We start from the raw sequence: 21,000 nt of genomic DNA, 5'->3' as shown, positions 1-21,000 counted from the left end.
ATGCGCCCCTGGCTCAAGATCCGGCGAAGTACACGTCGGCGAAATTGCCGCGCGTGCCTTCGGCGCTCGTGTCCCAGTCCTTCACCTTGCGGCCTACGATGGTGACGTTAGGATTGGCGCCCAGCTCGATGGACGCGGCGTCATCGCGCACCGCGCGCTGAAACTCGACGAACAGCTGGCGGCGCCGCGCTTCGTCCGGCTCCACCGCGGCCGCCTCCAGCAGACGGTCTACCTCGGGGTTCTGGTAGTGCGAGGCGTTGGAGAAGGGCAGTCCGATCTTGAAATTACGCGACCAGAACACCCGCTGCACGCCAATGGTGGGATCGAAGGTGTTGGTCAGGTTCTCCAGCGTGATATCGAAGGCCCTGTCCGTATACACGCGCGTCACGTAGGTGGCGAAGTCCAGGCTTTCCAGCTCGGCGTCCAGGCCGATGCGCAGCAGCGCCTGGCGCACGAACTCGGCCGCGCGGCGATCCTGGAACGGGTTGTAGAGCAGCCGGACCTTGAAGCGCTTGCCATCCGCCTTGCGCGGATAGCCGGCGCCGTCTAGCGCCGCCTCGGCCGCCTTCACGTCATAGGGATAGTGCCGGATCTGGTCGTCGTGAAAGCGTGTCAGGGCCTTGCCGATGGGGCTGGCCGACACCACCCCGCGCCCGTACCACACGGTACGCGCGAAGACCTCGACGTTCAGCGACTGGGCCACCGCCTGGCGCACCTCGCGCTTGCGGAACGGCTCGGAATCGAAGTTGAAATAGATCTGCTGGTGATCGCCCACATAAGGCCATGGCGTCACGTCCACCACGACGTGCTTCAGCTTCTCGAAGCGGTCGATGTCCGACAGCGCGATGGACTTGTTCGCCAGCTGCGCTTCGCCGGACTCCAGCGCCGCCGCGCGCGCGGCGGCCTCCGGAATGAATCGGGCGACCGCGACATCCAGGTAGGGCTTGGGCGCGTTCCAATAGTTCGGATTGCGCTCCAGCCGCACATGGCTGCCACGCACCCATTCCTTGAAGATGAACGGCCCGGTGCCCACCGGACTGTTATTGCGCGGATTGGTGGCCACGTCCTTGCCCTCGTACAGATGCTTGGGCACGATCGGCGATTCCGAGGCCGACAGCGCCGTCAGCAGGTAGGGCGCGGGCTTTTCCAGTTTGAGCACCAGCGTGTGGTCGTCCGGCGTCTCGATGGCGCTGACGTTGGCGAAGGTCACGCGTCCGCGCGGATGCACGGCCTTGATGGTGGCGATGGAATAGGCCGCGTCGGCGGCCGTGAAGGGCTGGCCGTCGTGCCACTTGACGCCCTGGCGCAGCGTGAACTCATAGCGCAGGCCATCGGCCGACACCTGCCAGCCAGTGGCGAGCTGGGCGATGGGCTTGAGCTCCCGGTCATAGGCGAGCAACCCTTCGATCACCTTGGGCCCGAGTTCCGTGCTGCCGCCGGCCGAGGTGGTCAGCGGCACGAACGCGGCCGGCTCCTGCGGAATGATCCAGGTGAGCGTGCCACCGCGCGGCGGCGTCGCCTGGCTCCAGGCCGGTGACGCCAGCGTCGCCGCGCCGATCAGCGCCAGAAGGCCCAGCAGCCGGGCCAGCCCGCGCGGGTGCGAATTTTCTCGGATGCTCTGCATTGCTTGCGTTCCACCAATCTACGGAAAGCGTCGATATTAGAAAGACCCTCGCGCCATCGCTACGACTGATGAATCATGAGCAAATATCCGCATCCCGACGCACCCGACCGACCCAGTGGCGCCGTAGCGCGCGCCGCCACGCCTATGGAAATGGCGCCTTAGCAAATGGAAATTGGTTCTTTGACGCGCCTTTCGCCGCTTGCCGAAAATGCAGGATTCCCCCAGCCCTGGCGCACGTTCCATGAGCACACTACTCGCGGCCGATCCAGCCGCCGTCATCGAGCATCATCCATCTCCCGCCGATCTGCCCGGCAGTCCGTTCGCACAGGCGCTGCGCCAGCCCATCCTGCTGGGCCTGTTCCTGCCGATCCAGGCCGGCGGCTGGAGCGCCTCCACGCTGGAGCGGACTACCGACTGGCGCTGGGAGTACAACCGCGACCTGGTGCTGAAAGCCGAAGCGCTGGGCTTCGACCTGGTGTTCGCGCTGTCGCAATGGCTGCCCAAGGGCGGCTATGGCGGCGTGTTCGACGGCAACGCGCTGGACTCGTTCCAGACCACCGCCGCGCTCACCTCCATCACCCGCCGCATCCTGCTGATCTCGACGATCCACGTGCTCTACGGCCCGCTGCATCCGCTGCACCTGGCCAAGTGGGGCGCGACGCTGGACCATATCTCCGGCGGCCGCTGGGGCATCAACGTGGTCACGGGCCACCGGGAAGTCGAGCACCGCGCCTTCGGCACTGAACAGATCGAGCACGACCGGCGCTATGAATTGGCGGCGGAATTCGTCGACGTGCTGCAACGGCTGTGGCGCGAGGACGAGCCGCTGTCCTTCAGCGGCCGCTCGTCATGGAAACTGCAGGATGCCTATGTCACGCCCAAGCCGCGCTATGCGCGGCCATTGCTGGTCAGCGCCACCGGCTCGGACGCGGGCATCGCCTACGCGGCGCGCCATTCGGACGTGGTCTTCATCACCAGCCCGGGCGCGTCGGACTTCGCCAGCGCGATCGCGGTCCTGCCCGCCCACGCCGAACGCGTGAAGGCCGCCGCGCGCGGCGTCGGCCGGCGCGTGCGCACGCTGCTCAATCCCATGGTGATCAGCCGCGAGACCGAGAGCGAGACGCGCGCCTATTACGAGGCCATCGTCGCCAGGCAGGATTTCCGCACGCCCGACGGCTTCCAGAGCCTGAAGAGCGATGCCCATGCCTGGCGCGGCCGGGAGGGCGTGGACCCGCCCAGCCGCCGCGCCATCGGCGGCAATATCGAAGTGGTGGGCACGCCCGAACAGATCGTCGAACAGTTCGTGCGGCTCAGGCAGGCCGGCATCGACGGCCTGCAGCTGAGCTTCTTCGACTTCAAGCCGGACCTGGAATTCTTCGGCGACAGGATCCTGCCGCTGATGAAACAGGCCGGCCTGCGGACTTAGGCGCGGCGCGCCGTCAGCCACTGCGCCGGCTTGAGCGCCTTGCCCACGATGCGGATCTCGCCGATGCTGCCGAAGAAGCCGTCGGCGCGTCGGCCATCCCATGAGCCCGCGCCGATGATCCAGGGCATGTTGGCCGCCAGCGCGGCCAGGCCGGGCGCGTTGCTGGCGTTGCGCAGCACCGGCGCGCCCTCGATGTACAGCACGGTTTCATGCGTGACCTCGTCGTTGACGATGGCCACGTGCATCCACTTGTCGGCGATGATCTCGCCGGACCAGTTGGTCTTGGCGCCGCGCGTGCCCGACACTTCGGGCACGACTTCCCACTGGACTTCGCGCAGGCTGGACAGCGCGAACAGCAGCGGCGGCGATTCCGGGTCGCCGTCCGAGAAGCCGGCCAGGTCGCCGCGCTTGCCGTCGCGCGTCATGACGTTCATCCACGCGTGCTTCTGCGCCGTCCAGTCCTTGTCGATCTTGAGGAAGGCCTCGACGGTATAGCCCGACGGCACCGTCGCCGGATTGATGGGCGCGGCCACGTCGGTCGTGAAATAGCTCATGCGGGCCGTGTTCTTGTCCGTGTTCAGGAAGCGCACCGAGCCGGGCGCGGCCGACAGGTAGTGATGGTCGCCCGACCACACCAGATCGGCTTCCTGCGCCCCGGCCACGCCATCGATGTTCAGCGGCGCGCGGCGGATCGGGTTCGCGCCCGTCACGTCGGCCACGGTCTCGCCCACCTTCACGGGCTGCCCGGCAACGCCGCCGAAGAAGCGCCAGTGCGCCAGCGTGTTGGCGACCTTGGGATAGTCCTCGGAGTCGACCGCCGGCTTCTGCACGATCGTGGCCGGATCGGTGTAGTTGGCCAGGATCAGCGCGCGCGCTTGCTCGACCAGCGAGCCGCGCGTGGCGGCGCCCGGCTTGAAGGTCTTGTTGAAGCCCGAGAAACGCTGGGCGAAGTCCATCTTGATCGTGAACTGCTCGTTCGGCGCCGTCAGCACCGCCTGGTCGAAGGCGTTCAGCGTTTCCTTGGGTTTTTGCGGCACCCAGGGCGAGAAGGACAGAACCTTGATCTCGTTGTGGGTCAGGTCGAATTCGTACAGGCGCATCAGGCCGTTGCCGCCCTGGTAGGCCATCTGGTAGTCGACCACCATCTCCTCGACGGGATTGCCGAAGTCATTGGTCTTCGTCAGCCGCGCCGCGCCGTGGTAGTGGCCGTTGAGCGTCATGAAGATCTGGTCGTTCTTGCGGATCAGCTTTTCCCACAGCATTTTGCCGTAGGGCACTTCCAGCGGCGACACGCCGTCCTTGTCGATGTTCAGCAGCTGGTGATTGACCAGGATGACGGGCAGCGTGGGATTGGCGCGGATGACCAGGTTGGCCCATTCCAGCGCCGCGTCCGACACGCGCCACGACAGCGACAGCACCATGAACTTCTGCCCCTCGGCTTCGAACACATGGTATTCGTGGAAGCCGCTGGCATCACGGCCGCCGAACGTGGCCTGCTGTTTCGCGCGGTCGCGGCCGAAGTTCTTCAGATAGGGTTCGAGCGCCCGGTCCCGCAGCTCGTCGGTTTCCTTCCCGTTCTTCTGGCTGCTCTCGTCCACATAGTCGCGATCCATGATCACGTCATGGTTGCCCGCCAGGATGGAGTAGGGCACCTTGGCGTCCTCCAGCACCTTCATCGCGGCGCTGGCCACCTTCCACTGGTCCGGCTTGCCTTGCTGGTCGACCACGTCGCCCAGGTGCGCCAGGAACGGGATGTTCAAGGCGGCGGCATGCTGCGCCACCCAGCGGGTCTGGGCCTGGAACGGCTCGCTGCCGTACTTGCGCATGAACTGCTGGTTCTCGGCATCGGTGGCGTAGCGCGAGTAGAACTGCGTGTCCGGCAGCACCGCCAGGGCGAAGGTCGACGCGAGCGCGGGCTGCGGCTGCGGTTGCGGCTTGGCCGGGACCGCATCATCGTCATCGTCGCTGCTGCTGTTGCAGCCCGCCAGCAACAGGCTGCCGCCGATGGGCAGCAAGGTCGCCCCGATGCCGGCGCGCAGCAGGCTGCGCCGCGTGGTGTTGAGCGCGATGGGCAGGTCGGCGCTTTGCTGCGCGGTGATGACTGGGGTCTGGGAGGGGGTCTTGCTGCCGTGCTTCATGAATGCAACCTGAAAAAGCTAGGCAGTCTAGGCAGGACGAATGACGTAGCCATGACGATGGCCATACTGCGGACGGGAAGCGACAGCCTGCGCTGTCAGGCCATGGACTTATTCACATGTTATGGAAACGCGCGGCGCCTGGAGACGGCAACGCCGCGCCCTCTCCTCAAGGCCGGCCGCGCGTCAACCGATAGGACCGGAATGCCGGCGTGACGGCGGCCACGGCGAGATTGCATCCGACCAGGCCCAGCATCATCCACAGCGCGGCATCGATGCCCGAGGCCGCGATCAGGCTGCCCGCGACATACGGGAATCCGAAGGCGCCGGCGAAATAGCCCAGGGTGAACACCTGCGACGCGGCGGGAATGGAGATGCCCAGGCCCTCGGCCAGATTGACCGCCATGGCGTTGAGCGTGGAATAGGTCAGGCCATATCCGGTGGCGAACAGGATGGTGGCGGCGACATAGAGCGGCGCGCTGCCTGCATTCACGGCCAGCAGCAGGATGCCGCCCAGCGTGATCGCGAACAGGGCCAGGGCCAGGCGCCCCAATGGCAGCTTGCCGATCCATGAGGCGACGGTGAAGCGCAGCAGCACGGTGGTTATGGTGAAGGTCAGGAAGAACGTGTCGGCGCTCAGTCCCCGTGACTGCGCATAGAGGCTTTGGAAGGTCGACAGTCCGGCGAAGGTGCAGGCGGCGATGCCCATCAGCGCGACCGGCAGCACGGTCTTCGCGCGCAGCACGCAGGCCACGGCGGACAGCGACAGCGCCACCGTCTTGAGCGGCAACTGCGGCTGGCGGGCCAGGCTGCGCCGCAGCAGCCAGGCAAAGCCCGCCGCGATCACGCAGCACGCGGCATAGGCCGCGAAAGCAGCGGACACCCTGCCGGACTGCCGCGCCAGGAAATGGCCGAGCGGCGCGGCCAGCCCCATGCCCAGCATCTGCGATCCCGACAGCAGGGTCAGCGCCTCCAGGCGCGCGTTCGGTTTCAGGCAATGGATCAGCAGGATCGGCGCCAGCATGTAGAACACGGCCCACCCCAGGCCCAGCAGCAGACCGCCCGCGTAGGCCATCGGCAAGCCGCCTGCGCCCATCAAGGCGAAACAGGCCATCGCCATGGCCATCGCGCCCGCCGCGCAGGCGATCAAGGGCAGGATGCCCATGCGCTCGGCCCAGCGTCCGGCGAAGACGGCGCCGACCAGCGTCGCCACGATGCCGACGCCGATGACGGTGCCGGCGCGGGACGCCGCGTAGCCGGCGGCGACCAGCGCATCCGCCAGCAGGAAACTCGCGCCGTAGGCCAGCGCCAGCGACATGGCGGCCAACAGATATGGCAGAAGGATGCGCATGGGCAGCCGATCCGCCAACTGCGTTTCCGCATCCTGGGGCGCTACGAAATGACGGGTCGCGAAACGGGACGAAGCGTTCATGGATGGCGGCGCAGCGGGAGGATCGTCGGGGAGCCGCCATTATCCCTCTACGGCGGCAGCTCCGGCGAGCCGCAAGCCGACGGCCGGACGCGCGTTTCCTCGCGCCTCTGCGTGAACCATGCGGGCCAGGAGCTGCGGTACCTGTCAGCCGCTTCGATGCAGGGAATCAGCACCTGTTCCAGCACGGGCAATTGATCGGCCGATTTGGCGATCCGGTATTTGACGCTGTGCACGCACTCCCGGTCGTCGAATTCGCAACGATTGAGCCGGGTGCCGCCACAGGGACCGTTCGCCAGGCCCTTGGGGCAGGTCTCGGGACAGACGTAAAGCGTCTCCTGCAGGCGGCAGCTGCCGCAGGTATCGCAGCCGACCAGCGGCCGCTTGACCATGCGTTCGACGGCATGCAGCGCATGCGCCGCCACGGCGGCCTGCCAGATCGGCCGCGTCATGCTCCAGCCAAAGGCTTTGCTGAGCCATCCCCTGCGGCTGAAGAATTGGCGATGCATTGTCGAGAACAGCGCGTAGCGCAGGCGTTCCCGACGGGTGGCGGTGACGTCGGACCGCCCCAGTTCCCATGCGCTGGCGTCGGGGGTGAAACCTACCTGCGGCGCCCCCGGCATCCGCCAGCTGGCATGCCATTGTTCGAGCCATTCGGCCAGCGATGTGATCCGATCCCGTTGCGCGATGAGCGCCTGCTCCAGCAGCAGCAGTTCGTCCAGCCTGTGCACCCCGGACACATGCGCGCCGGCATAGCCCATCAACCGCAAGCCCACGATCTGCAAGGCCAGGCGCTCGATGCCGCGCCTGGCCGCAAGGGCCTGGGAGACGTCCTGCTCCCTGGCCAACAGCTCGCGCATGGTGTCGGTGATGACGACGCCGGGCACGGCCCGCAGCGCGGCGGCGCGCTTGTCGGTCAAGCTCATGACGCATGCCAGCATGGGTTTCATGCCGTGCTGCGCGCGCATCCAGGCCTGGGCCTCGACATGCTTGGCGGCGTCGAAACCCAATTGCAGGGTCAGGAAATCCGCGCCCGCCAGCAGCTTCTTCCGCGCCTTCAGATACTGCGCGCCGCCTTCTTCCTCGCGGTATTTGAACGGGTTCAACGCCGCGCCCAGCAGCCAGTCCGGTCCGTGCTCGCGGGCGATCTGCAGCGCGGACACCGACTCCAGATAGCGCACGGCGGCCCCGCCGGGATCATGGCCCGGCAGGCGGTCCCCGCTGAGCAGCAGCAATTGATTCAGGCCACGGGTCTTCATCGCCGCCATCTGACGCAGCAGATCCGCGCGCTCGCGGTCCTTGCCTGAAAAATGCAGCAGGGATGCGGCCGGATCGCCCAACGCGCCCACGCCTTCCAGCGGACTCAGATCGGAATGCGCGCCGACGCGATCGGCGAAGGCCGGCAGCAAAGGCCAGCCCGCCAGATGTCCGCGCTGCACGATCCGCCCGAGCCCCGCCAGGCGCGCGGGGGACTGCTGGGGGATGATCTCCAACACGCAGACAAAGCGCCCGTCGTCCAGCGCCTGCTTCAATGCGCTCAAGACGATTCGATACCTGGCAACGTCATGCGGATGGGGCGGCGGCGGTCACACGCTCAAGCCTCGCAGTGCGCGGCGATGTTGCGGTACTGCCCTTTGAAATACAGCAATGGCTGCGTGGCGGCGGTTTGCTGCAGGTTCAGCGCCTTCACCTCGCCGATGACGATCACGTGATCGCCGGCGGCGTGTTCGGCGTAGATGTCGCAATCCAGCCAGTGCAGGCTGCCGGCGATGAGCGGATTGCCCAGCGGCGATTCCCGCCACTCGATGCCGTGCCACTTGTCCGTGCCGCGACGGGCGAACTGATTGGAAATATCGACCTGCTCATCCGACAGGATATTGACCGCGAATCGGCCTGCCTGGCGGATCTTGGGATAGCTGGCCGAACCGGACATCACGCTGAATGACACCAGCGGCGGGTTCATCGACACGCTGTAGAACGACTGGCAGGTGAAACCCACCGGCTCGCCCGCGATGTGCGATGTAACCACCGTGATGCCGGACGCATAGTGTCCGAGCGCTTCGCGAAAGCGCAATGGTTCGATGGCGGTGCTGGGGAGTGACATGGTAGCTGCGAAGTACGACGGACTGCTCGACGGCGAGCCTGCCGCCGCAAACGAATGCGGTGGCAGGCTCTGCCCCAGGCTTAGTTCGAGAGTTCCTGGCGGACGATTTCCGCGCCGGCGCTCAGCGCGCTCAGCTTGCCGCGCGCGACGGCGCGGGGCAGGGGCGCCATGCCGCAGTTGGTGCAGGGATAGAGCTTGTCGGCATCCACGAACTGCAGGGCCTTGCGCAGGGTATTGGCGACTTCCTCGGGCGTTTCGATGGTGTTGGTGGCCACATCGATGGCCCCGACCATCACCTTCTTGCCGCGAATCAGCTCGATGAGATCCATCGGCACGCGGGAATTCTGGCATTCCAGCGAAACGATATCGATGCTGGACTTCTGCAGCTTGGGGAAGGCCTCTTCATACTGGCGCCATTCGGAGCCCAGCGTCTTCTTCCAATCCGTGTTGGCCTTGATGCCATAGCCGTAGCAGATGTGGACGGCCGTCTCGCACTTCAGGCCTTCGATGGCCCGTTCCAGCGTGGCCACGCCCCAGTCATTCACCTCGTCGAAGAAGACATTGAACGCGGGCTCGTCGAACTGGATGATGTCGACGCCGGCCGCTTCCAGTTCCTTGGCTTCCTGATTCAGGATCTTGGCGAATTCCCAGGCCAGCTTTTCGCGGCTCTTGTAGTGATCGTCATACAGCGTATCGATCATGGTCATGGGACCGGGCAGCGCCCATTTGATCGGCTGCCTGGTCTGCTGGCGCAGGAACTTGGCGTCCTCGACGAAGACCGGCTTGCGGCGCGCCACGGCGCCGACGACGGAGGGCACGCTGGCGTCATAGCGATCGCGGATCCGCACCGTCTTGCGATTCTCGAAATCAACGCCTTCCAGGTGCTCGATGAAGGTGGTCACGAAGTGCTGGCGCGTCTGTTCGCCATCGCTGACGATGTCGATGCCCGCGTGTTGCTGTTCCTGCAGAGACAGGCGCAGCGCGTCTTGCTTGCCTTCGAGCAAGCCCTCGTCCTGCAGTTTCCAGGGCGACCAGAGCGTCTCGGGTTGCGCCAGCCAGGAGGGTTTGGGCAGGCTGCCGGCGGTGGAAGTGGGGAGCAGTTTTTTCACGATGAATGACCTGGTAGCTTTTTATTGATCAAAACGGGCGGTGGCGGACCACTGCGCAAGAACCGATTGGTAGGGCTTGATGAAGTGCTCTTCGACAAACCGTCCCTGCTCGACAGCCAGCCGGCTGCGTTCCTCTCGGTCATAAACGATGCGGGTCAGCGAATAATCCTGGTGCTTCAGGCTGGGCTGATAGGATTTCCCCGCCGCGGAATTCGCGTTGTAGATCTCGGGCCGATAGATCTTCTGGAAGGTATCCATCGTGCTGATGGTGCCGATCAGCTCGAGATTGGTGTAGTCGCCCAGCAGATCGCCCGTGAAATAGAAGGCCAGGGGCGCGGCGCTGTTCGGCGGCATGAAGTAGCGAACCTTCATGCCCATTTTCTTGAAATATTCATCGGTCAGGGAATATTCGTCCTGCAGGTATTCAACGCCCAGCACCGGATGCTGGTTTTCCGTGCGGTGGTAGACCTTGCTGCTCGATACGCTCAGGCAGATGACGGGCGGCTTCTTGAAATATTCCTTGTAAGTGCTGGAATTCACAAAGAACTTGAAAAGCTTGCCGTGCAGATCGCCGAAATCTTCCGGTGTGCTGAACTTGGCCTGATCCTTGTTGTGCTCCAGCAGCAGTACGCTGAAGTCATAATCCCGCACGTATGAGGAAAAATTATTCCCCACGATGCCATCGATGCGCTCGCCGGTTTTGCGGTCGACGATATTGGTCTTCAATATCTCGATCAAGGGAAGGGCATTGCCGCTGGTTTCCCCATCGATATTCAATTCGACCGAGATGATTTCAAGTTCGACCGTATAGCGATCGCCCTTGGGGTTGTCCCAATGCGCCAGGGCATTGAAACGATTGTCTATCATGCGGAAGGTGTTGCGCAGGTTCTCCTGGCGACTTGTCCCTCTGGCCAGATTGGCGAAATTGGTGGTGATGCGCGTATTATCCGAGGGACGATAATCCTCATCGAAACTAATACTCTTGATGGAAAACGTGAAATCTCTGCTCATTGCTATCTGGCGCCCAGAACCCTGAAATAAAACCCGCTTGCTGCCACAGTGCTTGCCAGTATTATTTTTGATTCTCTTGACCTGGCAGCCTTGACATCCCCGGAATCAGGGCCGAATTCTATGCTGCGCTGCGCACAAATAAAAATGAAATGATTTCAAAACACCATTAGCCAGACTCATAGTCTGTATAAATGAGTTGGCTTCATAATATTATTAGTCAAACTCATATTGACGCACCGGGTGATTTGGCCGCGACAATTGGCGTACTGAGGGTCCGCATTGCGCGGGCATCGCAGGCACAGGCCTTCCTGTCGATCGACATGGTGATGTCCTGATCGCAGGTCGACGCCCGGTAGCGCCCGTTTCGCACTACGCTCCATACGCGGCGGAAATCAGCAAGCCCCCTGGCCTGCTTGCGTTTCCAAGCCACGGGATCAGCGGTTCTTTTGCTTGGCAAGCGCTAGCGCGCTGTCCCGTAGATGCGCCCGCACGAACGCCACCCCTAGCCGCCATGGCGTCGTTGCAAATCCTCGCGACGCCTACGGGGATCGTTACAGTTCGCGCCCAGCCCTGGCGTCTGTGGATGCGTTTCCTCATGCGGACGCACCTACGGGACTACACACCCGGCAAGCAGCATCATGAAAAACGGCGCCATAGAAAATATGAGGCTAAGTCCATGTTTTCTTTGACTATTGGAAGAATTCATTGGAAAATCCATGAATCATCCAATCCTCTTGAAAATCATATACTTATGCCTCACTCACTCTTCAATGAGGTTCCAGAGGACAAGCTGAAGCACATCATTGACGCTCAACAGCTTCACACTGCCTACCGGGCGGCTTTCCAAGAAGCAAAGCGCTATCAGGGGCGGCTCAATTGGGAAAGCGCGAACGGTACGGAGTACCTCGTCAGCACCCGATATGACTACGGGGTACGCCAGCGGAAAAGCCTCGGACCCAGAAGCGATCACACCGAAGAAATCCTCCGCTTTCACACGGAACGATCAGCGGCGTGTCGCAAGCTGCTCGAGGCCCTTACCGCGAAACTCGAGAAACAGGTCAAGATCAATCGTGCGTTGCGCCTGGGCAATGTGCCGCCCCCGGTCACCAAGGTGTTGGCCCAGATCGAAAACGCCGGGCTGGCCAGGAAAATCATGACCATCGGCACGAATGCGATGTACGCCTACGCTTGCGCGGCCAGTGTCACGTTTGCAGACTCCATCATGGCGACGCAAGATCTAGACCTGCTCTGGGACAGCAGGTCAAAGCTGCGAATCGCGAGCCCGGACCCAAAGGGCTTGCTCGGCGTCATTCAGCGTGGCGACCCATCCTTCATGAAAATAGAGGGCAAGCCATTCACGCTAGTGAACAACGAGGGCTACCAGGTCGACTTGATCAAGCGCGACGAAGGCTACCAACACTCGGAGCCAGGCCAGATTTGGGCCAACGAGGAGGACTTCTGGGCGGTGAAGGTGCACAACATGGACTGGCTTCTCTCCGCTCCCAGATTCGAGCAGATCGTGATCAGCACCAACGGCGGCATGGCAACGATGACTACCGTCGACCCGCGTGCTTTCGGACTCTTCAAAGTCTGGCTAAGCGAGCAAAAAACGCGCGATGCCGCCAAACGCAGACGGGATTCCGCTCAGGCGACTGCCATCTTTCGACTGATCGAAGAATGGCTTCCACAACTTTCTTTCGAAGACATCAAGACGATACCGGAACGAATCCGGGTCCGCGCGCGCGACATCTGAGCCTGAAGCCCACCTGAGCCGCTGGCGAGACGGAAAAACACCTCAAAGGTTGGATCGGCGTCCAACTTTTGAGGTGTGGTTCAAAACCAATACAACAGGCTTCCGCCTCACTCCACCGTCACGCTCTTGGCCAGATTGCGCGGCTTGTCCACGTCCGTGCCGCGCGCGCAAGCCGTGTGATACGACAGCAGTTGCAGTGGCACCGTGTGCAGGATCGGCGACAGCATGCCGTAGTGCTCGGGCATGCGGATCACATGCATGCCCTCGGCGCTGACGATCTTGCTGTCGGCGTCGGCGAACACATACAGCTCGCCGCCGCGCGCGCGCACTTCCTGCATGTTGGACTTCAGCTTTTCCAGCAGGCCGTCCTTGGGCGCGATGGTGACCACGGGCATGTGCTCGGTCACCAGGGCCAGCGGGCCGTGCTTGAGTTCGCCTGCCGGGTAGGCTTCGGCGTGGATGTAGCTGATTTCCTTGAGCTTGAGCGCGCCTTCCAGCGCGATCGGATAGTGCATGCCGCGACCCAGGAACAGCGCGTTTTCCTTGGAGGCGAAGCGGTCCGCCCAGGCCATGATCTGCGGTTCCAGCGCCAGCACCGAACCGATGGCGGCGGGCAGGTGGCGCAGCGACTTGATGTGCGCGGCTTCCTGCTCGGCGGTCAGATTGCCGCGCACCTGCGCCAGCGCCAGCGTCAGCAGGAACAGGCCGGTCAGCTGGGTGGTGAAGGCCTTGGTCGAGGCCACGCCGATCTCCACGCCGGCGCGCGTGATGTAGGACAGCTTGCACTCGCGCACCATGGCGCTGGTGGCCACGTTGCAGATGGTCAGCGTGTGCTGCATGCCCAGCGAGCGCGCGTGCTTGAGCGCGGCCAGCGTGTCGGCCGTTTCGCCGGACTGCGAGATCGTCACCACCAGCGCGCGCGGGTTCGGCACGCTGTCGCGGTAGCGGTATTCGCTGGCGATTTCGACATTCACCGGGATCTTGGCGACGGACTCGATCCAGTACTTGGCGGTCAGGCCGGCGTAATAGCTGGTGCCGCAGGCCAGGACCAGCACCGAATCGATGTCCTTGAAGATCTTGTAGGCGTCGTCGCCGAACAGCTCGGGCGTGACGGACTCGATGTCCTGCAGGGTATCGCCGACCGCGCGCGGCTGCTCGAAGATTTCCTTCTGCATGTAGTGGCGGTACGGACCCAGCTCGGCGGCGCCGGTGTGCACGTGCACGGTGTGCACGGCGCGATCGGCGGCGCGGCCTTCGGCGTCCACGATCCAGACGCGGGTCAGCTGCAGGTCGACGACGTCGCCGTCTTCCAGGTAGATGATCTGGTCGGTGGTGCCAGCCAGGGCCAGCGCATCGGACGCCAGGAAGTTCTCGTTCTGGCCCACGCCCACCACCAGCGGCGAGCCCTGGCGGGCGCCGACCACGCGGTGCGGCTCATCGCGGCAGAACACGGCGATGGCATAGGCGCCATGCAGGCGGCGCACGGCCTGCTGCACGGCCTCGAACAGGTCGCCGGCGTACAGGTGGTTGACCAGGTGGGCGATGACCTCGGTGTCGGTCTGGCTTTCGAAGACGTAGCCGGCGGCCTGCAGCTCGGCGCGCAGTTCGTCGTGGTTCTCGATGATGCCGTTGTGGACCAGCGCGATGCGCGGCTCGTCATTGCCCAGGTGCGAGAAGTGCGGGTGGGCATTGTGCGTGGCCGGCACGCCGTGGGTGGCCCAGCGGGTGTGGGCGATGCCGGTGAAGCCGGTCACATGGTCCTGGGCGATCTGGTCGCTCAGTTCGGCCACGCGCTGCGTGCTGCGCGTGCGGCGCAGGTGGCCGTCGGCGTAGACCGCGACGCCGCAGGAGTCGTAGCCGCGGTATTCCAGCCGCTTCAGGCCTTCAACGAGGATCGGGGTGATGTCGCGCTGGGCGACGGCGCCAACAATGCCGCACATAGGAGAAACTCCTGTAAGGGTTCGGGTACGGAACGCATTGTGCGCGTGCCACAAAGAAATTTGATTTCTTTATGTGAAGTTTTTTGGAAGTTTATTTACTTACCGGATTGTGATTAAATAATCTTTCATTTCATACGCCAAAGTGAAATATATGGCGCAAAACACCGCTCCTGCGCTGCCCGAACTGGACGATCTGGACCGCCGCATCCTGGAACAGCTGCAGATCGACTGCGCGCTGACCAACCAGGATCTGGCCGAACGCGTGCACGCTTCGCCCCCGACCTGCCTGCGGCGGGTGCGGCGGCTGGTCGACATCGGCGTGATCGACCGGCAGGTGGCGATCCTGGCCGCCGACAAGCTGGGCAGCACGCTGACAGCCATCGTCGAGATCACGCTGGACGTGCAGGCCGCCGAAAGCCTGGATGCATTCGAGCAGAGCATGCTGGCCGAGCCCGCCGTGCTGCAGTGCTACCGGGTGTCACCCGGTCCGGATTTCGTGGTGATCGCGCAGGTGCGGGACATGCCGGCCTACCACGCGCTGGTGCACCGCGCCTTCACGGCGCAGGCCAATGTGCGCAATGTGCGCACGTTCTTCTCGGTGCACCGCGCCAAGTTCGAGACGCGGATCGCGGTGCGCGAGTAGCGGTGTGGAGATAGCGGTTCGGGGATGGCTCTGCGGGAACCCCGAATCGCGGGTGTCGTTTACGCCGAAAGATAATGGGCATGCACCCAGACGGCAGAGACCCAGACGTTCCGCCTTGGAGCCCCACAATGCACAAGTATCCCGCTCAATATCTCGGCATGATCGCCGCTCACCTCAATGCACCATATGGGCACCCGGTCAGTCCGAACGATATCGCTACGGCTCTACGCTCAGGCAGCTTTGCGTCCCTCCAGATCGATGACTGGATCAAGGAACTGATAGCCAGCATGTTCGTGGAAATGGCCCCGGAATACATAGCCCGAGCCAGCTTCGAGGCTGGCGTACGTCTGGAAGAAGCCGATGCGCTGTATCAACACGCTCGCAGTGACTTGGGGCTGCCTCGCGTCGAGCGATGGGAAGAAGCACTAAAAGGGGTGCTTTAGCGCTGGTACCTAATCACCCCCTCCGATGCGAAGCGGGTCGACGACAGCGCTCCGCTAGCGTCCCTCCAACACCCGCTCGAACTGCGCCAGATACCGGTTCCCCATCTTCTGCACGTCGTGCTCGTCGCGCACGTAGGCATAGGCGCGCTCGGTGACTTCCTGGCGGAAGGCGGCGTCGTCCAGGCAGCGCGCCATGCCGGCGGCCAGGGCCTGGTGGTCGCCCACGGCGCAAAGCACGCCGCGGCCGTCGGCCAGGCTTTCCTTGAGGCCGCCGGCGTCGGTGGACACCACCGGCACGCGCTGCAGGAAGGCGTCCAGCACGCTGCTGCCCAAGGCTTCTTCCTCGGAGCTCATGACGAACACGTCCAGCACGCTGTAGAAGTCTTCCACGCCCTTGCGAAAGCCGGCGAAGCGGTAGACGTCCTCGATGCCCAGCTTGCGGGCCTCGTCCTTGGCGGCCTGCTCCTGGCCGCCGCCGGCGCCAAAGTGCAGAAAGATGAAGTCGCGGCGCGTGCGCGCCAGCTCGGCGACGGCGCGCACCAGCGTGACCGGGTCCTTGTCCTGGATCAGCGCGGCCGAGGTCGCCATGACCTTGCGACCATCCAGCTGGAACTCGCTGACCAGCGCGGCGACGTTGTCGGCGTTGATCGCATGCGGTTCGACGGCGCTGCGGATGATGGCGGGCTCGATGCCGAGCCGGCGCGGCTCGCTCGCGGCCATCTCGCTGATGGCCACGAACAGATCGACGTGGCGCCACTTGAAGCCGGTCTTCCACTCCTCGTTCGGCTTGACCACGAAGGAGGTGCGGCGCGAGAAGGCCACCGGCCGGCGGTGCAGCCATTTGGTCAGCACGGCCCAGGTGACGGTATTGGCCGTCTGGGCATGGATGATGTCGTAGCGGCCGGCGCCGGCCAGGAAACGCAGCTGCGCCGGCACGTTGCGGCATTCGTGGACGGTGAATCCTTCCTGGCGCGCGCGCTCGGCCAGCGGGCCGCCCAGGCGGCACATCAGTTCGACCTCGTGGCCGGCCTTGCGGAAGGCGCGCATGCAGTAGAGCGTCTGCCGCTCGCCGCCGCGCCAGCCCTTCTCGAAGTTCAGCTGCAGGATCTTCATACGCGGCCGATGCCCGAGTAATCGAAGCCCAGGGCGCGCACGTCGGCCGGCGTGTAGAGGTTGCGGCCGTCGATGATCAGCGGCGTCTTGAGCAGGGCCTTGACGCGATCGAAGTCGGGCGCGCGGAAGACCTTCCATTCGGTGGCGATCAGCAGCGCGTCGGCGCCGTCCAGCGCGTCGTACATGTCCTTGGCGAAGGTCACGCCGGGCTGGCCCACCAGCACGCGCGCGGCTTCGTGCATGGCCACCGGGTCATAGGCGCGCACTTCGGCGCCGCGACGGGTCAATTCCGCGATGGCGGTCAGGCTGGGGGCTTCGCGCATGTCGTCGGTATTGGGCTTGAAGGCCAGGCCCCACAGCGCGATCTTGCGGCCGCGCAGGTCTTCGCCGTAGCGCTGCGTCAGCTTCTCGGACAGGCGGAATTTCTGCGCGTGGTTGGCGGCCTCGGCGGCCTCGATGACGCGCATGGGCAGGCCGTGCTCGGCGGCGGTGTTGACCAGCGCCTGCACGTCCTTGGGGAAGCAGGAACCGCCGTAGCCCGCGCCGGGATAGAGGAAGTGATAGCCGATGCGCGGATCCGCGCCGATGCCGCGCCGCACCTGCTCGACGTCCGCGCCCAGCGTCTCGGCCAGATTGGCCATCTCGTTCATGAAAGAGATGCGCGTGGCCAGCATGGCGTTGGCGGCGTACTTGGTCAGCTCGGCCGAGCGCACGTCCATCACCATGAGGCGGTCGTGGGTGCGCTGGAAGGGCTCGTAGATGCGGCGCATAACGCCGACGGTGTAGTCGTCGTCGGCGCCGACGATGACGCGGTCCGGACTCATGAAATCGTTGATGGCCGCGCCTTCCTTGAGGAATTCCGGATTGGACGCGACCGTGAAGGGCAGGTCCACGCCGCGCGCGGCCAGCTCCTTGGCGATCACCGCGCGCACCTTGTCGGCTGTGCCGACGGGCACGGTGGACTTGTCCACGATGAGCTTGCGCGAGGTCATGTGGCGCGCAATGTTGAGCGCGGCGGCCAGCACGTATTTCAGGTCGGCCGAACCGTCCTCGCCCGGCGGCGTGCCGACGGCGATGAACTGCACGTCGCCGAAGGCCACGCTCTGCGCCACGTCGTCGGTGAAATGCAGCCGGCCGGCCTGCACGTTGCGGCGCACCAGATCTTCCAGGCCGGGCTCGTAGATGGGGATGCCGCCCTGGCGCAACAGCGCGATCTTGGCGGAATCCACGTCCAGGCACATGACGTCGTTGCCCATGTCGGCCAGGCACGCCCCCGACACCAACCCTACGTAACCGGTACCCACGACCGTGATCTTCATGCCCGAACGCCCTTCAAGAATTGGAAAACCGGCGCCGCGGTGGACAAGCCGGCGCCGGCCGCCATTATAGAAGCGCGGCCGGCCGGGACGCCGGCCCGGCGCGCCCCCGGGGCTAGGTCGTCGCGGGCAGGGCCGCTAGGGCGTCCGCAGCCGGTTGAAGCGGATGGCGTTCACAGCCACCGCCAGCGCGGCGCAGACCGTGCCCAGCACCAGCGCCAGGCCGGGGCCATGGGCCGCGCTCAGGCTGAAGGCGATGGCGACCAGGGCGGTGCCGAAGCTCTGGCCGAACACCCGGGTAGTGGCTTGCAGGCCGCCGGCGGCGCCGCTGCGCGCGCGCGGCGCGGCAGACAGCATGGCGCGGTTGTTCGGCGTCTGGAAGAAGCCGAAGCCCAGGCCCGCCACGAACATGCCCGCCAGAATGGGGGCATTGGACACATGCGTGGGCAGCAGCGCCAGCCACAGCATGCCAGCCACCATGGTGGCGGCGCCGATGCCGCTCATGGTCGCGGGCGAATAGCGGTCGGACAGCCGGCCCGCCAACGGCGCGACCAGCGCCGTGCCGACCGGCCAGGCGCCCATCAGCATGCCGACTTCCAGGTACGGCCGGCCCAGCACCTGCTGGAAATAGAAGGGCAGCGACACGTAGGACGCCATCTGCGCGGCGAAGGTGCAGGCGGACGCGGCCACGGCATAGGCCAGCGGGCGGATGCGCAGCAGGTCCACCGGCACCAGCGGCGCGGTCTGGCCGCTGGCGCGGCGCATCAGCACGATGCCCAGCACGGCGGCGATGGCCACCAGGCCGATGCCGCGCAGCAGGTCCGCGCCCATCATGTCCACGCCCGAGATGAACACGCCCAGCGTGGCCATGCTGAGCAGCGCGCTGATGCCATCGAAGGCGACGTTGTTGCGCGGCACCTCCGGCAGGTGCCGCAGCCCCAGCATGGCCAGCACGCAGACGGGCAGGTTGACCGCGAAGATCCACGGCCACGGCGCCACCGACAGGATGGCCGAGCCGATGGTCGGCCCCAGCACTGACATCACCGCCACGGTGGTGGCGTTGATGCTGATGCCACGCCCCAGCATCTTTAGCGGATAGATATTGCGCACCAGGCCCCCGAACAGGCACATCAGCGTGGCCGCGCCCACGCCCTGGAACACGCGCGCCAGCGTCAGCTGCACGAGCGTGCCGGCCAGCGCGCAACCGAGCGAGGCCAGCGTGAACAGCACCAGTCCGAAGGTGAACATGCGCCGGAAACCGATGCGCTCGGCCAGCGCCGACAGCGGCAGCAGCATCGTCACCACCGCCAGGTTGTAGGCGTTGACGACCCAGACCGCCTGGGCCGGCGAGGATTGCAGATCGGCCGCGATGGTGGGCAGGGCCACGTTGGCGATGGTGGTGTCCAGCACCGACAGGCTGATGCCCGTCATCACCGTGGCCGCTGCCCAGTAGCGCCGGGGCGCCGGCAGGCCGTCCTGCGGCGAAGCGCCCGGCGTGCCGGTCGGCCCCTCGGTGGTCACGACTTCTTGGTCGGGCGTTGCCAACCCTCGACGGTGAGCTGCTTGGCGCGCGAGACCGTCAATTTGCCGGCCGGCGCGTCGCGCGTCAGCGTGGTGCCGGCGCCCAGCGTGGCGCCCTGGCCCACCCGCACCGGCGCGACCAGCTGCGTGTCCGAGCCGATGAAGGCGTCGTCCTCGATCACGGTGCGGTGCTTGTTGACGCCGTCGTAGTTGCAGGTGATGGTGCCCGCGCCCACGTTCACGCGCGCGCCGATCTCGGCGTCGCCGATGTAGGCCAGGTGATTGGCCTTGCTGTCGGCGCCCAGCACGCTCTTCTTGATCTCGACGAAGTTGCCGACGTGGCTGCGGTCGCCCAGCTCGGCGCCAGGACGCAGGCGGGCATAGGGGCCGACGCGCGCGTCGCGGCCCACCTGGGCGTCCTGCAGATGGCTGTAGGCCTCGATCTGCGTGCCGGCGCCGACGCTGACGTCGCGCAACACGCAATGCGGGCCCACGCGCACGCCGTCGGCCAGCGTGACCTCGCCTTCGAACACGCAACCCACGTCGATGAACACGTCGCGGCCGCAGCGCAGCGTGCCGCGCAGGTCGAAGCGCGCGGGATCGGCCAGCGTGACGCCGGCTTCCAGCTGGCGGCGGGCCTGCTCGGCCTGCCAGCGGCGTTCCAGCTCGGCCTGTTGCACGCGGCTGTTCACGCCCAGCGTTTCCCAGGAAGCCGCCGGCTGGGCCGCGCCCACCGGCACGCCGTCGGTCACGGCCAGACCGATCACGTCGGTCAGGTAGTACTCGCCCTGGGCGTTGTTGTTGTCGATGCGGGACAGCCAGTCCTTGAGCCTGGCGGTCGGCGCGGCCAGGATGCCTGTGTTGACTTCCTTGATGGCGCGCTCGGCCTCGGAGGCGTCCTTGTGCTCGACGATGCGGCAGACCTGGCCGGCGGCGTCGCGCACGATGCGGCCGTAGCCGGTGGAATCGTCCAGCACCTCGGTGAGCACGGCGGCGCCATCGCCGCGCGCGGCCAGCAGGCGGCGCAGCGTGTCGGGCTGCACCAGCGGCACGTCGCCGTACAGCACCAGCGTCACATCGTCCTTGCCGTCGCCCTCGAGCAGCAGCGGCACGGCTTGCTGCACGGCGTGGCCGGTGCCCTGCTGCGGCTGCTGCAACGCGAAGTGCAGGCCTTCCTGGCCGCCAAACGCCTGCTTGACGCGGTCGGCGCCGTGGCCGACCACCACCGTGATGCGGGCGGGCGCGAGTTCGCGCGCACTGGCCAGCACGTGCGCCAACATGGGCTTGCCGGCCAGCGTGTGCAGCACTTTGGGAAGGTCGGACTGCATGCGCTTGCCCAGTCCGGCGGCGAGAATCACTACATTGAGCATAGAGGTCTACTGTGTTGGAAAACGCAACGGCCCCGAGGAGCCGTTGCGCGTTGCGATTGAAAT

At 65.3% G+C, this 21,000-nt stretch carries 16 protein-coding genes; 4 read left to right on the top strand and 12 right to left on the bottom strand.

Translation table 11 applies throughout. The features are described 5' to 3' along the window. Positions 1 to 13: 13 nt before the first annotated feature. Positions 14 to 1,624 carry an ABC transporter substrate-binding protein gene (locus tag C2U31_RS06175; protein WP_103272036.1) on the bottom strand — a complete coding sequence of 537 codons (1,611 nt, stop codon included), beginning with the start codon at positions 1,622 to 1,624 and terminating at the stop codon, positions 14 to 16. A 241-nt stretch (positions 1,625 to 1,865) separates the two neighbouring features. Here C2U31_RS06175 and C2U31_RS06170 point away from each other — a divergent pair, with 241 nt between their 5' ends. Beyond that, positions 1,866 to 3,050: an LLM class flavin-dependent oxidoreductase gene (locus tag C2U31_RS06170; protein WP_103272035.1), complete on the top strand. Its 1,185-nt coding sequence runs from the start codon at positions 1,866 to 1,868 to the stop codon at positions 3,048 to 3,050. On the opposite strand, the gene C2U31_RS06165 is transcribed toward C2U31_RS06170, so the two are convergent. From C2U31_RS06165 to C2U31_RS06140, 6 genes are all read right to left on the bottom strand, one after another. Beyond that, a complete protein-coding gene (locus C2U31_RS06165) occupies positions 3,047 to 5,188 on the bottom strand; it encodes a LamG-like jellyroll fold domain-containing protein (RefSeq protein ID WP_103272034.1) in 2,142 nt (713 codons plus the stop codon). The two genes, C2U31_RS06170 and C2U31_RS06165, sit on opposite strands and share 4 nt — an antisense overlap. A gap of 166 nt (positions 5,189 to 5,354) precedes the next feature. Continuing rightward, the gene (locus C2U31_RS06160; RefSeq protein WP_233772664.1) at positions 5,355 to 6,536 is read right to left on the bottom strand and encodes an MFS transporter; all 1,182 of its coding nucleotides are present in this window, start codon (positions 6,534 to 6,536) and stop codon (positions 5,355 to 5,357) included. 128 nt (positions 6,537 to 6,664) lie between these two features. After that, the gene (locus tag C2U31_RS06155) at positions 6,665 to 8,155 is read right to left on the bottom strand and encodes a methylenetetrahydrofolate reductase C-terminal domain-containing protein (protein ID WP_103272032.1); all 1,491 of its coding nucleotides are present in this window, start codon (positions 8,153 to 8,155) and stop codon (positions 6,665 to 6,667) included. Between the two features lie 53 nt (positions 8,156 to 8,208). Beyond that, positions 8,209 to 8,718 (bottom strand): flavin reductase family protein, encoded by a 510-nt coding sequence (locus tag C2U31_RS06150; RefSeq protein ID WP_103272031.1) that lies wholly within the window; start codon positions 8,716 to 8,718, stop codon positions 8,209 to 8,211. Positions 8,719 to 8,798: 80 nt separating this feature from the next. Further along, positions 8,799 to 9,827 (bottom strand): methionine synthase, encoded by a 1,029-nt coding sequence (locus C2U31_RS06145; protein ID WP_199770961.1) that lies wholly within the window; start codon positions 9,825 to 9,827, stop codon positions 8,799 to 8,801. Between the two features lie 21 nt (positions 9,828 to 9,848). After that, a complete protein-coding gene (locus tag C2U31_RS06140) occupies positions 9,849 to 10,838 on the bottom strand; it encodes a DUF1852 domain-containing protein (protein WP_103272029.1) in 990 nt (329 codons plus the stop codon). Between the two features lie 676 nt (positions 10,839 to 11,514). Between C2U31_RS06140 and C2U31_RS06135 the strand changes: the two genes are divergently transcribed. Continuing rightward, positions 11,515 to 12,591, top strand: a complete 1,077-nt coding sequence (locus C2U31_RS06135) for a nucleotidyltransferase domain-containing protein (protein WP_158658320.1) — start codon at positions 11,515 to 11,517, stop codon at positions 12,589 to 12,591. A 107-nt stretch (positions 12,592 to 12,698) separates the two neighbouring features. Here the strand turns inward: C2U31_RS06135 and glmS are convergent, their stop codons facing one another. Next, the gene (gene glmS / locus C2U31_RS06130) at positions 12,699 to 14,531 is read right to left on the bottom strand and encodes a glutamine--fructose-6-phosphate transaminase (isomerizing) (RefSeq protein WP_103272027.1); all 1,833 of its coding nucleotides are present in this window, start codon (positions 14,529 to 14,531) and stop codon (positions 12,699 to 12,701) included. Positions 14,532 to 14,682: 151 nt separating this feature from the next. On the opposite strand from glmS, the gene C2U31_RS06125 reads away from it, so the two are divergent. Next, positions 14,683 to 15,174 carry an Lrp/AsnC family transcriptional regulator gene (locus C2U31_RS06125; protein WP_103272026.1) on the top strand — a complete coding sequence of 164 codons (492 nt, stop codon included), beginning with the start codon at positions 14,683 to 14,685 and terminating at the stop codon, positions 15,172 to 15,174. Positions 15,175 to 15,302: 128 nt separating this feature from the next. Further along, positions 15,303 to 15,617: a hypothetical protein gene (locus C2U31_RS06120; RefSeq protein ID WP_103272025.1), complete on the top strand. Its 315-nt coding sequence runs from the start codon at positions 15,303 to 15,305 to the stop codon at positions 15,615 to 15,617. 54 nt (positions 15,618 to 15,671) lie between these two features. Here C2U31_RS06120 and C2U31_RS06115 read toward each other — a convergent pair whose 3' ends face one another. The 4 genes from C2U31_RS06115 to glmU all read right to left on the bottom strand — a co-directional run bounded on the left by C2U31_RS06115 (position 15,672) and on the right by glmU (position 20,937). Further along, positions 15,672 to 16,730 (bottom strand): glycosyltransferase family 4 protein, encoded by a 1,059-nt coding sequence (locus C2U31_RS06115; RefSeq protein ID WP_103272024.1) that lies wholly within the window; start codon positions 16,728 to 16,730, stop codon positions 15,672 to 15,674. Further along, entirely contained in the window at positions 16,727 to 18,049 is a 1,323-nt protein-coding gene (locus C2U31_RS06110) for a UDP-glucose/GDP-mannose dehydrogenase family protein (RefSeq protein ID WP_103272023.1), read from the bottom strand. Before C2U31_RS06110 ends, C2U31_RS06115 begins: the two co-directional genes overlap by 4 nt. A 135-nt stretch (positions 18,050 to 18,184) precedes the next feature. Beyond that, a complete protein-coding gene (locus C2U31_RS06105; protein WP_103272022.1) occupies positions 18,185 to 19,567 on the bottom strand; it encodes an MFS transporter in 1,383 nt (460 codons plus the stop codon). After that, positions 19,564 to 20,937, bottom strand: coding sequence for a bifunctional UDP-N-acetylglucosamine diphosphorylase/glucosamine-1-phosphate N-acetyltransferase GlmU (glmU, locus tag C2U31_RS06100; protein WP_103272021.1), 1,374 nt, complete (start codon positions 20,935 to 20,937; stop codon positions 19,564 to 19,566). The genes C2U31_RS06105 and glmU overlap by 4 nt, the downstream gene beginning before the upstream one ends. Positions 20,938 to 21,000 lie beyond the last annotated feature (63 nt).

Source organism: Achromobacter sp. AONIH1 (assembly GCF_002902905.1).
Lineage (GTDB): Bacteria > Pseudomonadota > Gammaproteobacteria > Burkholderiales > Burkholderiaceae_B > Achromobacter.
The sequence above is the reverse complement of the archived record's forward strand: the minus strand, read 5'-3'. Positions and strand labels throughout refer to the sequence as shown.